The 13976-nt window shown below is 74.9% G+C and carries 8 protein-coding genes; 5 read left to right on the top strand and 3 right to left on the bottom strand.

Annotated features, from left to right (window positions below; genetic code table 11):
• Positions 1 to 92: 92 nt before the first annotated feature.
• Positions 93 to 1820: a LuxR C-terminal-related transcriptional regulator gene (locus ACFV20_RS26465; protein WP_385660366.1), complete on the bottom strand. Its 1728-nt coding sequence runs from the start codon at positions 1818 to 1820 to the stop codon at positions 93 to 95.
• A gap of 99 nt (positions 1821 to 1919) precedes the next feature.
• Between ACFV20_RS26465 and ACFV20_RS26460 the strand changes: the two genes are divergently transcribed.
• The 5 genes from ACFV20_RS26460 (at position 1920) to ACFV20_RS26440 (ending at position 9300) form a co-directional block, all read left to right on the top strand.
• The gene (locus tag ACFV20_RS26460) at positions 1920 to 3005 is read left to right on the top strand and encodes a M12 family metallopeptidase (protein ID WP_385660363.1); all 1086 of its coding nucleotides are present in this window, start codon (positions 1920 to 1922) and stop codon (positions 3003 to 3005) included.
• A 619-nt stretch (positions 3006 to 3624) separates the two neighbouring features.
• Positions 3625 to 4878, top strand: a complete 1254-nt coding sequence (locus tag ACFV20_RS26455; protein ID WP_385660361.1) for a hypothetical protein — start codon at positions 3625 to 3627, stop codon at positions 4876 to 4878.
• A 56-nt stretch (positions 4879 to 4934) separates the two neighbouring features.
• Positions 4935 to 5873, top strand: a complete 939-nt coding sequence (locus ACFV20_RS26450) for a hypothetical protein (protein WP_385660358.1) — start codon at positions 4935 to 4937, stop codon at positions 5871 to 5873.
• Positions 5870 to 6958, top strand: a complete 1089-nt coding sequence (locus tag ACFV20_RS26445) for a hypothetical protein (RefSeq protein WP_385660356.1) — start codon at positions 5870 to 5872, stop codon at positions 6956 to 6958. Before ACFV20_RS26450 ends, ACFV20_RS26445 begins: the two co-directional genes overlap by 4 nt.
• Before the next feature lie 47 nt (positions 6959 to 7005).
• Entirely contained in the window at positions 7006 to 9300 is a 2295-nt protein-coding gene (locus ACFV20_RS26440) for a hypothetical protein (protein ID WP_385660353.1), read from the top strand.
• Here the strand turns inward: ACFV20_RS26440 and ACFV20_RS26435 are convergent.
• Both ACFV20_RS26435 and fxsT read right to left on the bottom strand, forming a co-directional pair.
• Positions 9278 to 10273: a hypothetical protein gene (locus ACFV20_RS26435; protein WP_385660349.1), complete on the bottom strand. Its 996-nt coding sequence runs from the start codon at positions 10271 to 10273 to the stop codon at positions 9278 to 9280. The genes ACFV20_RS26440 and ACFV20_RS26435 overlap by 23 nt on opposite strands.
• Before the next feature lie 45 nt (positions 10274 to 10318).
• The gene (gene fxsT, locus ACFV20_RS26430; protein ID WP_385660346.1) at positions 10319 to 13942 is read right to left on the bottom strand and encodes an FxSxx-COOH system tetratricopeptide repeat protein; all 3624 of its coding nucleotides are present in this window, start codon (positions 13940 to 13942) and stop codon (positions 10319 to 10321) included.
• Positions 13943 to 13976: the final 34 nt, after the last annotated feature.

Here is a 13976-nt window from a genome sequence, read left to right as displayed (position 1 = left end):
GCCGGTCCTCGGTGCCGGCGCCGGGCCGGCTGTGCCCGCGCGCCGGTCCGGGCCGCCCCGCCGCCGGTGCGGGTCGGCTGTCCGGTGCCGGTTCAGGCCGACTGGGCCTGCGGTGCCCCGTCCGGCCACGGCAGGGCGCCGCGGTCGCTCGCGCCGAGGCGGGCGTAGGCGCTGTACAGGTGGTTGCCGACGGTGCGGACGGACAGGGTGAGGCGTTCGGCGATCTGCCGGTTGGTCAGACCGGCCGCCGCGAGGGCGACGATCTGCCGCTGTCTGGCGGTGAGTTCGCCGAGGACCAGTCCGGACAGCGCGGGCGTCCGCGCACCCTGGCAGCGCCGGGCCAGCGCGACGGCCCGGGTGCGCGAGTGCCGGGCGGCGCGCGGATCCCGGTGGGCGCGCACGGCCTGGGCGTGGGCCTCGGCGGCGAACAGCAGGAAGCCCCGCCGCTCCCATTCCCCCGCCACCTCGTCCAGGCGCGGGCCGTCGGCGCGGCTGAGCGCGTCGGCGTGGCGGGCGAAGACGCCGCCGAGCCGTGCGGCGGCCTTCTCCGGGACACCGAGACGCACGGCCTCGTAGGGGTCGGTGAGGGCCTCCGGGTCCGGGCCGGGGCCGCCGGGATGGTCCACCGCCGCGACGGCCAGGCCGAGTTCCGCCCGGCAGGACGCGTCGGCGGGATCGCTCCCCAGGCCTTCCCGCGCCCAGGCCGCCGCCTCCCGCACCTCCCCGCGCAGCCGCGCGAACCGGGCGCGTACCGCGGCGTACCCGGCCGGTACCGGGCCGCCCTCGGCCACCAGCCACTCCCCCACCGGCGTGCCCGTCGCCCGTACGTCGGCCCGGTCGATGCGGCGGGCCAGGGCGGCCGACTCGGCGTCGAGGGCGGCGGCGTACGCGTCCGGCGTCCTGGCCAGCCTGCGTGCCCGCAGCCGGCCCGCCGCGGCCCGCAGCACCGGCCCGTACAGGGGGTGGGAGAGTCGGACGGCACCGTGGTCGTCGACCTCGATCAGGCCGTCGGACTCCAGCGCTTCGAGGACCCCGAGGTCCAGGTCGTCCTGGTCCGGCGGCAGGGGTTCGGCGAAGGCGAGCCGGTCGAGCATCTCGCGCTCCGCGGGGCAGGCCCGGCCGAGGACGGGAAGGGCACGCTCGCGGACGGCGGGGGTCAGCGGGACCGGGCCCCGCCACGCCCGTTCCCCGGTGCCGGGGTCGGGGGTCAGCAGCCCGCGCACCGCCCCCAGCAGGTCGCGCAGCAGCCGCAGGTCGCCCTGGCTGAGACGGCGCAGCCGGTTGACGGTGAGCGCGTCGAGGGGACCGGCAGCGGCCGTGACCAGGGGGCCGGTCTCCTCCTCGGGCAGCGGCTCCAGCACCAGGCGCGGAAGGAGTTCACCGGTCCACAGCCGGGAGATCGCGCCGGGCACGCGGAAGCCGTCGGTGGTGACGACCAGCAGCCGGGTGTGCCCGTGCACGGCGAGCTGGTGGACCAGGGCGGCGGAGGCGTCGTCGAGGAGGTGCGCGTCGTCCACCAGCAGGGTGCGCACCCCCGACAGCGAGCGGACCGCGCCGTGCAGCGTGACCGGCTCGGGCAGCAGATGGGCGAACGCCGCGAACGGAGTGGTCCGGCTCTCGGGGGTGCCGGCCGTCCGGGCGCAGTCGGTGCCCCGGATCGCCTCGGTGACCAGGCGGGTCTTGCCGCTGCCCGCCGGGCCCGTCACCACGATGCCGCGCCGCGCGCCGGTCACGGACCGGCGGACCAGCTCCAGTTCGTCCTCCCGCCCGGTGAACGGCCAGGGCAGCTCCAGGGTCGTCGCGTCCCTCTCGTAAGTCATCACACAGACATGAGCGCGGCTACTCACTCTTGATACAGGGCGACTTGAGTAGCCCCCGACTCAGGCGCCGGGGACGGGCCGCACGGCAGGCTGTGGCCCATGACCGCACGCTACTGCTCGCTGGCACGGACGCCGGCGCCCGCCTTCGCACCGGGGCAGGCGGTCGAGCGGCTGAGCGCACTCGCGAGCGGACGGCGCAAGTGGGTCAACGGCACCGTCCTGCACTACTGGTTCTTCGGCGGCGACTCCGAGGCGTCCGTCATCCCCGTGCCGGGGAGGGGGATGACGCGGCGGGTGTCGTGGGCCGGTGCCGAGGAGCAGCGGGACGTGGTGCGCGCGTGCTTCCGGGAGTGGCAGGACCTCGGCATCGGGGTCGTTTTCGCCGAGGTCGCCGACCGTTCGGAGGCCGAACTGCGCATCGGCTTCCAGGCCGGCGACGGCTCCTGGTCGGCGGTGGGCCGGGAGGCGCTGCGGGCCGGGCGGCACGAGCGCACCATGAACTTCGGCTGGGACCTGACCGCGCCCGGGGAGCGCGCGACGGCCCTGCACCAGATCGGGCACGCGCTCGGTCTGCTGCACGAGCACCAGAGTCCGTTCGCCGGCATCCACTGGGACGACGAGGCGGTGTACGCCGAACTGGCGGGCCCGCCCCACCACTGGAGCCGGGAGCGGACGCACGACAACATCCTGCGCAAGCTGGCACCCGACGAGGTCGACGCCCCCGTCTGGGACCCGCAGTCGATCATGGGGTTCTCCTTTCCGCCGGGGCTGATCCTCGAACCGGAGCAGTACCGCGGTGGCTTGAACCCGCCCGGCACCCTGTCCGCCGCCGACAAGGAGGCGGTGCTCCGCTGGTATCCGCCGGCGCCTGCGCGGGGCGCGCCCGCGCTGGTGCCGTTCCGTTCGGTGCCGCTCGGCCTCGGCCCGGGCGAGCAGGCGGACTTCCGGATCGACCCGCCCGAGAGCCGCACCTACACGCTCAGCACCTTCGGCGACTGCGACGCCGTCGTCGTGGTCTTCGAGGAGCGTGACGGGGAGCCCCGCTATCTCGTCGGCCGGGACGACGGGGGCACGCCGCACAACGCCACGATCCGCGCCCGGCTCGTCAAGGGCCGCCGCTACGTCGTCCGCGTACGTCTGTACTCCGCCCGGGGATGCGGGGGGACGGCGGTGATGTGCTGGTGACGGCACGGATCCGCGGCGCGGGCACCTGAGCCACAGTCCGGCACCGGGGGAGCGGTCGAGGACGTCGCCCATGGGGGTGGGTGACGTCCTCGACCACGCCATGTGCCGGGGGGCGGTAGGGCACCGGCTCGCACGCCATGTGCCGGGGGGCGGTAGGGCACCGGCTCGCACGCCACGTGTCCAGGGGGACCGGCTCGTACGCCATGTGTCCGGGGGGACCGGCTCGTACGCCATGTGTCCCAGGGGGTCGGCTCGCGCACGCCGGGTGCGGCTTGCCGGGCGCGTGCGCCGCCGTCCGCACCCGCACGCCGATGTCCGGCCGTGGCCGGGGGCGCACACCCGACGGACTCGGTGCCTTCCGGGGCCCGCCGCGGGCGGCGGGGCGGACGCGGGGCGCACCGGCCCGGGCGCCGTGGACCCGCCCCCGGGACGAGGAGCGTTCAGCGGCCGCCGCGACCGGGCATCGTGCAAGGGAACGGCCGGCAATGGTGTTACGCCGTCCGGGTGCTCGCATCTAACCTTTGTTGCTCTCGCGGTTGCACGTCCGTATCGATCAGCGCACGAGGTGCCTACGGCCCGACTACGCTCGCGGCGTACCACCGTGGGATGGGGGGAGCAGGTGGAGAGGTCACGACCCGGCCGCGGCCGGCCGCGGAAGCTGCCGGCGGTTCCGGCCGTACTGCTGGGCGCGCTGGGCGCGCTGCTCCTGGGGACGTCCATCGGCCTGGCGGCGGACCCGACGCGCCTCGTCGGCACCACCGGGTACGTCGTCGCCACCGGGCTGCTGCTCGCGGTGGGCCTGTACGGCAGCACGTACGGCATCGATCTCGCCGACCTCCGGCGTGATCTGCGGGGCGTGGTGGCGGCCGTCACGCTGGGGGTCGTCCTGAAGGCGGCGATGATCTCGGGCGTGATGGTCTGGGCCTTCGACCGCCCGCAGTACCTGGTCCTCGGCATCGTCGTCGCGCAGATCGACCCGTTGTCCGTGGCCGCCCTCAGCAAGGACGGGCACATGTCGCAACGTGCCCGCTCCCTGCTCACGGCGTGGGCCGCCTTCGACGATCCGATGACGGTCCTGCTGACGCTGTACGTCGCCGGGTACGCCTACACGGCCGCGGGGCACACGGGCACGCCCTCGGTGGTGGGAGGCGGGGCCCGCGGGTACGCCCTGGGGCTGGTGCTGAACGGGTTGCTGGTGGCCGGAGCCCTGCTGGCGTGGTGGGTGTGCGCCAGGCTGTGGCCGGCCGGCGGGGCGGACGAGGAGCCCGTGCGCCCGAGGCGCCCGGTGACGCCGCTCGCGGTCCTGCTGGTCGTGGTCATGCTGGCGCTCGCCGCCGCGAACATGCTCATGCTGGCCGTCGCGGTGGCCGGACTGTTCCTGCGTAGCCCGGCGTTCGCCCGCCCCCTCGCCCGGGCGGTCACCGGCGCCTTCCTGCTCGCCACCGCCCTGCTGGGCCTGTTCGTCGCCCAGGGGGTGGCGTTCAAGCCCGGGCTGCTGCTGGGGGGTTCGGCCTTCCTGGCGCAGGCGGTGGTGGCCGTGCTGCTGATGCCGCTCTTCGTCCGCGGTCTGTCCGCGAGGGACCGCATCCTGCTGGGGATCGGTCAGCAGAACGGCCTCACGGCCGTGTTGCTCGCCCTCACCCTCGAACGCGACTTCCCGAAGACGGTGGGCGTCGTCGCACCGGCCGTGGTGACCGTCAACCTGCTGCACTACGGTGCCCGGATCGGGTTCGGCTGCTGGTCGCGTCACCGGGCGGGGAAGAAGCGGCAACCCGCGACCGGGCAGAGGCGTCTCCCCCGGCATCCGGACCCCGCCGGCGGCCCGCCGGGCGGGACACCGGCCACGACCGACGGACTGCGGTCCTCCGCATAGCCGCAGGGGTGTGCCGCGTCCCGGACGGGTCGCGGCCGGGAGAACGGGGAGGCCGGATGGTCGAGCGGGGAGGAAGCGGCGGGGGGCGCCCCCGCCGCTGCCGACGTGCTCGCCGCACCGGGCGCGCGTACGGCGTCCTGCGCTCCTCCCCCGCCCCGCGCCTGCGGCCCGTCCTCCTCGGCGCCCTGCTGCTGCTCCCGGTCACCGCGGGGCAGGCCGTGGCCGACAGCGGCGACGATGTCCGCCTGGTGTACTGCCTGGCCGACGACCACCGTGACGAGCTCAGGCAGGCCGCGTTACGACTGGGCGTGGTGCGGCGGCCGTCGGGACCGGCCGCCCCGGACGCCGTCCGGGTGCCCGGTTCCGCGGGCGGTGCGATGGCGCTCGACGACTGGGCAGGCAAGCACGGAAGTGACTTCGAGCGGGTCTGCGACGCGGTCATGGCCGCGGCGGGCGACCCCCCGGGGGCGTCCGCGGACCAGGGCGGCTCCGGTGGCCTGGGCGGTTTCCTCGACGGGGTGTACCTGCTGGCGGCCGGGGCGGCCCTCACCCTGGTCGGACAGGCGACGGAACGGATCTCGGCGGAGCGGCGCACGCACGACCGGCAACTGGCGGCGGCCGTGCAGGAATTCCGGAGGATCGCATGGCTGTATCTCGCGGCGTACGAACGGGATCCCGAGACGGACCCCGCCGAGGCGTTACGGGCCCGGGAGACGCTCACCGGTCTCCTCGCCCAGGTGCCCGGCCCCGCTCCGCGCCGCGAAGCGGCCCGGCGGCTGGCCGAATCCCTGCCCCTGACGGACAGACTGCCGAGCAGCCGGGACGGTCGGCTCCTGCTGCCGCGCCAGAGAAAGAGCGAGGCGGACGCCGTGCGCACGACCCTGGACCTGCGGACCCGCGAGGTGGCGGATCTGCGACGCCCGGCGCCCCTGTGGTGGCTGCCCGGAACACGCGGCGGCGACCGTCCCACCAGCGCCGGAGGACCTCACGCATGACCAGCTCCGACTGGGCCAACCCCTACGGAGTGCGCAAACCGTACGGATCGAACGGTCCGGCGCACGGTGATCCGGACGCCGGGGCCCGCGCGACGTTCAGCGCCGACCACCCCCTGGTGCCGTGGAAGCAGCCGGACCACATGGACCAGTGGGTGGACGTGGATCACTCGGGCGAGCAGCTCAAGCGTTTCCTCGCACGCTGGCCCACCCTGGACGAACTCCTCGACGGGGGTTCCGGGGACGGCCGTGTGGTGATCGTCAGCGGGCTTCCCGGCATGGGCAAGACCAGCCTCATCCACCGGTGCATCCACGAGGCGCGGCAACGGGTGGCGAAGGGGGCGGCCGAGGCGGGCGACCCGCTCGCCGTGTGCGTGCCGACCGCGGGTCTGATGAACGACGGCCACCGCATCAGCGTCGGACCGGACGGGTCGTTCGCGCCGGTCGAACTGATCAACACCCGTATACGCAAGGAGATCGCGAAGCGGCTGTTGCGGCACGCGTTCCCCGAGGAGCGCGTCCGGTCGATCGTCGCGGAGGAGGACCCGTACCAGGCCTACGGCGACATGAGGGATCTGCTGGACCAGCACAACGCCCTGCTCTTCGCCGTGATCCCGCACATACGGTGGAACGACGCCGGCCTGCGCACCGACTTTCTGCGCTCCTGTCTGAGCGCCGCGCACCCCAGGATCGTACTGTTCGTCGAAGTGAGCCACGGTGCTGCGGAGACGGCGCGGGAAGAAGTGGCCGCCACCGTCAACGGATCGGCGGCGGTCACCCATCTCGCCCTGCGCGAGCTGGACTCCGAGGACATCTGGCGGTTCAGCCGCAGCGCCCGGGCCGCGCACGGCGGCCCGGACGGACTGGTCGAGCCGGACCGGACCTCCCTGCTGGCGGCGCACTCCGAGTGGAGACCGTCCGACGTACGCGAGCTGCGGACGGTGTTCCACTCGGCGGCGGACGCGCTGCGCAGCGCGCCGCACCCCTGGCCGATCGACGCCGACGCGCTCAGACCCCACTGGGAGCGGCGGCGGGCCGGCCGCGCCTCCCTGCTCCGTGACCCGATCCCGCCCCGCTCCGGCGGCTGACGCCCACCCCCGACCGCGCCCTCACCGGACCCGCAAGGAGTGCCATCGTGGCCGCAGCAGACAATGCAGACACCTGGTACAGCAACCCCTTCCCCCTGGTGCCGGTCGTGCGGCTGGGCCCGTCGGCGGACCTCGGCGAGGCCCCGGTGGAGGCCGCGGACTCGGGCAACGCCCATGTCCCGACCCAGATCCTGGAGGAGCTCCAGGGCCTGGTGCGCGACTACCTCCGCGACCGCCCCCGGGGCGGCCGGCGCGGCCGGGCCATCGCCGTGGTGGGCGAGTTCGGCCTGGGCAAGTCCCATGCGGCCCGGGAGGTCTGCAACGCGCTGGCCCGCCCGGACGGCCCCGCCCTGTGGATCGTCGACGAGCCGGCGCAGGACTTCGGCCGGATGTACCGCGACCGGCTGCGGGGACCCGCCGACAGCCCGGAGGGGCGTGCCGCGTTCGAGGAACTCGTCCGGGACTACTACGCCTACGTGACGGCGGTGCGGGTCGGCGAGCAGAGCTCCGACACGCGCCCGGGCCGGGCGGACGACATCCCGCTGGGCGACATCGCCCTCGACGACATCGCCACCGGGCTGCGCGACCGGGTCCTCGACCCGGACAAGGTGGTCTCCGCCCTGCGCTACGACCCGGAGGTGATGCACGCGGACCTGCGCGTCACCCTGGGCGAGGTGACGGAGCACCGGCGGTTCGCCACCGCGCTGGCCCTGCTCCAGGACCCGCGGTTCACGTCGATGGTGTGGGCGTGGCTGAGCGGCGACGAGCCAGCGCAGCAGTTGCGGGAACGCGGCATCAAGGACGCCGTCTCGGGCATCGACCCGGTCTTCGACGCGCTGGCCGTGCAGGGCTTCCTGCACGGCCGGGTGGGCAAACCGTACGTGCTGCTGATCGACTCGCTGGAGAAGGTGCTGGACTGGCCGGAGGAGTCCCGGCGCACGTTCGTGGACGCCTTCGAGCGGCTGGTCAACGTGTATGTCAGCCGGGGCGGTCTGCTGGTGTTCTGCACCTCGCCGCGCGGTCTGAACGCCTTCCGGCCGAGCCTGCACGAGCGGGTGGTGCAGCTGTGGCCGACCCGGTTCGGCGCGGAGCTCACCGGGCGCCTGGTCGCCGAGTACGCCGGGTCGGGCGCCCGGCCGGAGGCGAGCGCGGGGTCGGACGCGATCGAGCGGTGGCCGGCGCCGTTCGGCTCCGAGTCGGTCGCCGTCCTCCAGGAGCTCACCGGCGGGGTGCCCCGGGAGATCCTCAAGACGTGCCGTCACGCCTGGCAGTTGAGCGAGGACGGGGGCGGCGCGGTCCGGGAGGTGAGCGCCGCGACCGTGCTGCGGGCCGTGCGCGAGCTGCACGACAAGGTCTCCGAGGACCAGGTGCTGTCCACGATCCACGACGCGCTGGCGCTCGGCCAGTGGCGCATCGCCTCACCCGACCCGGTCCCGGCACGCGGTTCCGGCGCCGACGGGCCGTTGGCGGTGGCGTACTGGCTGGAGCCGGTCCCGAACGCCTACATCGCGATCGTGGTCACCCCGTCGGTGCTCGTCGCGGACGACGAGGAGCGCATCACCGCACGGGTCCGGGCGCTGCGCGGCGTCCTTCATCCGGCGCAGGCCGAGGTGCTGCTGGTGGTGAACGGCCTGGTGTCGCGCACCATGCGGGACCGGCTGGCGCGCTCCCTGGGCTCCCAGCCCCTGGTGTACCGCCCGGGCGACTTCGCGCAGGCCGTCAACCAGGCCCTGGACCGGCTGCGGGCCCGCCTCACCCAACTGCGCCAGGAGGCCGATCTCGCCGAGCTGACCACCGAGTTGCGCAGTGCCCTGGGGGAGCACGGTGCCCAACTGGGGCAGCTGCGGCGGACGGTGAGCGATCTGGCCCGGCGTGATCTGGTCGCGGCGGTGCCCGGGCCGGCGCGGACAGCGCTTCCGGAGCCCGTCGAAGGGCGCTTCGAGGAGGTGTTCGCGCTGCTGGACGCGTCCGTGGAACGGCTGGCCGGGCACCCCGCGGACGGGCACCCCGCGGACGGGGACGCCGCCGCCGGTCCGGCCCTGCGGGCGGGGCCGGCGGAGCTGGCGGCGCTGGGTTGCGCCACGCTGGTGCGGCAGTTGACGGAGAGTTTCCGTACGGGAGCCGACGCCTGGTTCCGTGCCGTCTCGGCCGGTGTGCCGAGCGAGGAGCAGTGGGCGCGGCTGCGCGGGGTCTGCCGGCAGTACGAGACGGCGGTCGAGGTGCTGCCCGTGCAGGCGCTCGGCGGGGCGGGACCGGTGCACCGTCCGACCGTGGCGCGGGCGGTGGAGGCACTCGCCGACGAGGTGTGGGGGGACCTGGTCAGCGCCGTCCGGGCGCCGTGACCTCGCGCAGGGCGTCCGCCAGCAGGTTCAGCCGGGTTTCGGCGTGGGCGACCTGCCGCTGGTCCAGGGTCACTCCGAGGACGTAGTCGCGGGGTGTCAGCCAGAGCACGTGGACGGCGCCCTCCTGGACGTCCAGGACGAGGCGGTCGGCGGGCGGTGCCACCACCAGCCGCAACGCGTCGGTGAGCCGGGCGAGATGGCCGCGCAGACTCCGGGCGAGGTCGCGGTAGGAGGTGCGGCGTGAGCGCACGCTGGTCTCCAAGAAGCGCGGGCCGAGCTCCGGACTTTCGAAGACGTCGCCCGCGCAGACGAGTTTCCAGTCCCGGTAATAGGCGGCGTACTGCAGGTCGAGGGTGTTGACGTGACCGCCCCACAGGGCCCGCAGCCGCATCTCGGAGGGGCCGTCGTGCCCGGCCGCCGCCGTCCCGAAGTCGATCCGCAGCCGCCCCTTGTCCTCCGGCAGGGGCTGCATCATGTCCGTGAGGCCGCCGGGCAGTTCGTCGGGCAGGTGGTGCACCTGGGTGCGGATCGCGGAGACGAGGGAGTTCATGGCCTCGTCCACGGCGGGCATCCCGCCGGCGGTGTCGGTGTGCGCGGAGAGGTACTCCCCCGTCTTGACGCGTCCGCCCCACAGGCCGCCGTGCGCGTTGGCCACCACGACACGCATCAGTTCACCGGTGCCCAGCGGGCGCATCAGCGCGCCCAGGTCCTGGGTGCACAGCAGCAGCCGGCTGCCGGGCAGCGCCTCGTTCGCGATGTCCTCGCCGCCCACGGTGACCAGGCTGCTCAGCGGCGGGGAGTCTCCCCGGCGGACCACGAAGTCGATGATCCCGTTGCTGTAGTGGGACACCGACCTCAGGGCGGGGACACCGGCGAAGGCCCCTTGGCACAGCGCCGTTATTCGGCCGTGGCCCTCCGGGGACCAGTGGGACTCCGTGAAGAGCTCGGTCTCCGGGTGCGGGGCTGTTGCCACGTACGCTCACCTTCCGTCGGGGAACCGCCGGGGCGACGGCCGGTCCTAGATGCCGGGCAGTTCCAGATCGAGGTCGAAGTCCCTGGCCGGTGCGGTGGCACCGGAGGCCCGGGAGGTGAGCCAGGCGTGGTGCGCCCCCACGCGCCGCCCGTCGGGGCGATGCCCCATGTCCAGGTCCCGCAAACGGCGCAGGGCGCTCTCGGCGAGCCCGGTCGCCTCCTCGGGCCGTCCGGCGGCGGCGAGGGTGGCCGCGAGGGAGTTCTCCGCGGCGGAGACCCAGGCGTGACTGTCGCCGAGCCGGTCGGTCAGCAGGTGCAGCGCGGCCCGGCCGGTGGCCTCCGCGTCCTCGACGGCTCCGGTGGCCCGCAGGTACACCGCGTGCCGGACTCCGGCCAGTGCGGCGTAGGGGTGCCCGGCGCCGAGGGTGCTCTCCAGGGCGCGGCTGCACAGCCGGGCCTCGTGTTCGGCCTCGTCGTGCTTGCCGAGGGCGTGCAGGTCGGCGGCGAGGCTGAAGCGGCAGCGCACGGTGATCAGATGTCCGGCACCGAACCGGCCGGTCGTCTCGGCGAGCACCCGCCGGTCGCGTTCGAGGGCCTTCTCGTAGCCGTAGACGCGCTCGTGGGAGCGGGCGGAGTTGTAGGTGATGCGGCGTTCGCTGACGGCCAGGCCCAGTTCGATGATGAGGCGGGTGCCGGTGGTGACGTCGCCGTGGCGGTGCAGCCACTGCCGCAGCAGGTCCTGGGACTCCGCGTCGCGGCCCAGGGTGCGGTACACCCAGGCGAGCAGGTCGGCGGAGTGCCAGACGGCCGGATCGTCCTCGCCGCCGGCGGCCTGGCGGTCGCGGAACCGGGCGAGGAGCCGGGCGAGCGCGTCGGGGGCCCGTCCGCTCAGGGCTTCGGTCAAGGCGAGGTTGTGCTCGACCTGGACGGTCGCGGGGTGCCGCGGTCCGAGCAGCAGCGTCAGGCCCTCCAGGACGGGGCGGGCCTGGAACAGCGCGTCGGAGAATCTGCCGAGGGAGCGCAGGTTGGCGCCGTAGGAGTCGGCGGACAGCAGCGTCCTCGGGTGCAGGGGGCCGAGCAGCCGGCGGTGGCCGCGCAGGGCCTGTTCGGACAGCCGGCGGGCCGTTTCGTAGGCGCCGGTGAGGCGGTGGGCGCGTGCGGTGAAGTTGAGCAGGCGCAGGTATTCCGGTGACGGGTCGTCGTCGTCCGCCGGGGCCCAGGACGCCTGGGCGCGCTCGGAGATGTCGAGCAGGCGGGCGAGGTCGGCACTCTCGCCGCGCTGGCTGAGGGCGTTGAGGTGGCGCAGCAGGGAGCGCCGGACCCGGGGGCGGTGGTCCTCCCACAGGCGCAGGGAGTACACCTCGCGGGCCCAGTCGGCGCTCAGGCCGCGGTCCTCGTCCGGGGTGAACTCGGCGAGGGTGCCGCGCAGCACCTGCTCGATGTGGGCGCGCTCGGCCGGATCCATGGCGGTGCGGACGGCGTCCCGTACGGCGTGGTGCTGTCCCAGGGGCTGGTCGGGCCGGTCGAAGTCGACCTCCAGGAGCCCGACCCGGGACAGGGCCCACAGGGCGACGCTCACCATGTGCTCGTCGGGCATCCGCGCGTCGGCGGGGATCCGGCGCACCGGTGCGGCGGGGCCGTCGTCACGGGCGAGTTCGGAGAGGATCCGCCGTGAGCGGAGCAGTTCCAGGCCCATGCCGCGGCCGGTGAGCAGGGAGGCCGCGTTCAGCAGCCAGCCCAGGGCGTCGCTCGTACGGCTCTCCGCGCGCCAGGCGGCGGCGCCCGGGGTGTGCAGCACGGTCTGCCGCGCCACCCGCACCATGACGGGCACCGGCGGGGCGGTGCCGTCCTGTTCGAGCAGGGCCTGCTGGGCCGTGCGGTATTCGGCGAGGAGGTGGGCGACGGCCGCCCGGGCGGCGGCCTGGTCGCCCATGTTGTCGTCGCGCCGGTGGGCCGCCGCGCGTTCGGCGAGGCAGAGGGCGGCGATGCGCAGGGCGAGCGGGACGAAGCCCAGGACCTGGCCGACCCGCTGCGCCTGCTCCTCGTCGATCTCCGCGAGTTGTTCGCCGAGGACGGCCCGGCACTCGGCCGGGGACAGGGGAGGCAGGGGGAAGGCCGCCATGCCGGCCGTGGCCGGGGCGCTGCGGCTGGTGATCAGCACGTGCCCGCGGGCGTGCGGGGTGGGCAGCATGTCCTGCAGCCCGTCGGGGGATTCGGCGCCGTCGTAGACGAGCAGCCAGCTCTGTGTGTCGGTGCGGGAGAGGTGTTCGAACAGGGCCGGGGAGGCGCCGTCGCCGGTGGTGATCAGGTCGAGCCGGCCGGCGAGCCGGTCCAGGCCGCGGCGGGCGCGCGGGATCTCCCAGGAACGCACCCACCACACCACGTCGTAGGCGGAGCCGAAGCGGTGGCACAGCTCGCGGACGATCTCGCTCTTGCCCCAGCCGCTCGCGGCGTGCACGACCAGCGGGGTGTGGTCCCGGCCCGCCGCGTGCAGGTCGTCCAGGAGGGCGCCGAGGACGTCGTCCCTGCCGACGAAGCCGCTGTAGCGGGGGCCGACGTTGGTGACCGCGGGCAGCCGGGGGAAGCGGGCGCCGGGGGTGCCGTCGGCCGGGGGCGGCGCGCCGAGGCCGAGCCCGGCGTACAGCCGCCGCACCGCCTCCTCCTCGTCGGTGCCGCGCAGGTCGATGCGTTCGTGGTGGGCGGCGCCCGGGTCGGGGAAGGGCTCGTCGGCCAGGACGATCCGGACGTCGGGGTGGGAGAGCGCGGCGAGCTGGGCGAGGCCGGTGTGGTCCATGTCGGCGGGCGAGAGGAAGAGCAGCGCGGTGCCCGGGGCCGGCCGGTCGCCGGAGTAGGCGTCCAGGGCGCGCAGTTCGGTGCGGATGCCGCCGCGCCGGAACTGGTCCTCCAGCCAGGCCGCCCAGGGCGCGTGGCGCTGGGAGTGGACGAGGGTGACCCGGCTCAGCGGCAGCGGGCGCCGGTTGCGGAGCCAGTCGGCCAGCCGCTCGTAGTAGGGCCGCAGCCCGGTGACCGAGCCCTCCGGCTCGCTCTCCACCGCCAGTTGCCGGGTGTCGAGGTAGAGCGGGTGGTACGGGATCTCCAGGAAGGCGACCTCGGAGGTGCGGGAGGCCCGGGAGAGCGGCCCGAACTTGCGGCGCACCCGTTCGCGTGCGCCGCGCAGCCGGTCGTGCGACTCGACGTTGCTCTTCAGGCCCAGGGCCAGCAGCCGTACTGGCCGGCCGGAGCGGCCGCCGCTCATCTGCTCGGCCAGCGCGGCGGCGCCGTCGATGGACCAGGCGGTCATGGCGAAGCAGAGCACGAGGGAGTCGGCGAGCGAGCCGAGCCTGCCCTCGGCCGGCGCGTCGATCGCGTCGGGCAGCGGCGCCTCCACGAGGACGTGGTCGTGGCCGAGGGCCCGGGGGTCGGAGGTGAGGGCGAGGAGGGACGAGGCGTCCGGGCGGGTGACGGCGTGGATGCGCCCGGGTACGGGCTCGGGCACCGGGGCGTCGCCGGGCGCGGCGCCGGACCGGCCGTCGACGACGAGGACGCTGCGGTTGCCGGCGGCCAGCAGGTCCGCGACGTTGCGTACCGTCGTGCTGACGCCGAGGTTCTCCGCGGTGGAGCAGAAGAGGGCGAACCGTCCCGAGCGGTCGGCTGCGTGGATGTCGGGCATGGCCACTCCGCTTCGGACGGCAGGTGCTGGACGG

Source organism: Streptomyces sp. NPDC059696 (assembly GCF_042733745.1).
In the GTDB taxonomy this organism is placed as follows: domain Bacteria; phylum Actinomycetota; class Actinomycetes; order Streptomycetales; family Streptomycetaceae; genus Streptomyces.
Note: the sequence above shows the minus strand (reverse complement) of the source record. Positions and strands in the feature narration are given on the sequence as shown.

Bases quoted from the DNA above. Each gene is read 5' to 3' on its own strand.
- ACFV20_RS26465 (WP_385660366.1), bottom strand. From the start codon at position 1,820: ATGACTTACGAGAGGGACGCGACGACCCTGGAGCTGCCCTGGCCGTTC.
- ACFV20_RS26445 (WP_385660356.1), top strand. From the start codon at position 5,870: ATGACCAGCTCCGACTGGGCCAACCCCTACGGAGTGCGCAAACCGTAC.
- ACFV20_RS26460 (WP_385660363.1), top strand. From the start codon at position 1,920: ATGACCGCACGCTACTGCTCGCTGGCACGGACGCCGGCGCCCGCCTTC.
- fxsT (WP_385660346.1), bottom strand. From the start codon at position 13,942: ATGCCCGACATCCACGCAGCCGACCGCTCGGGACGGTTCGCCCTCTTC.
- ACFV20_RS26450 (WP_385660358.1), top strand. From the start codon at position 4,935: ATGGTCGAGCGGGGAGGAAGCGGCGGGGGGCGCCCCCGCCGCTGCCGA.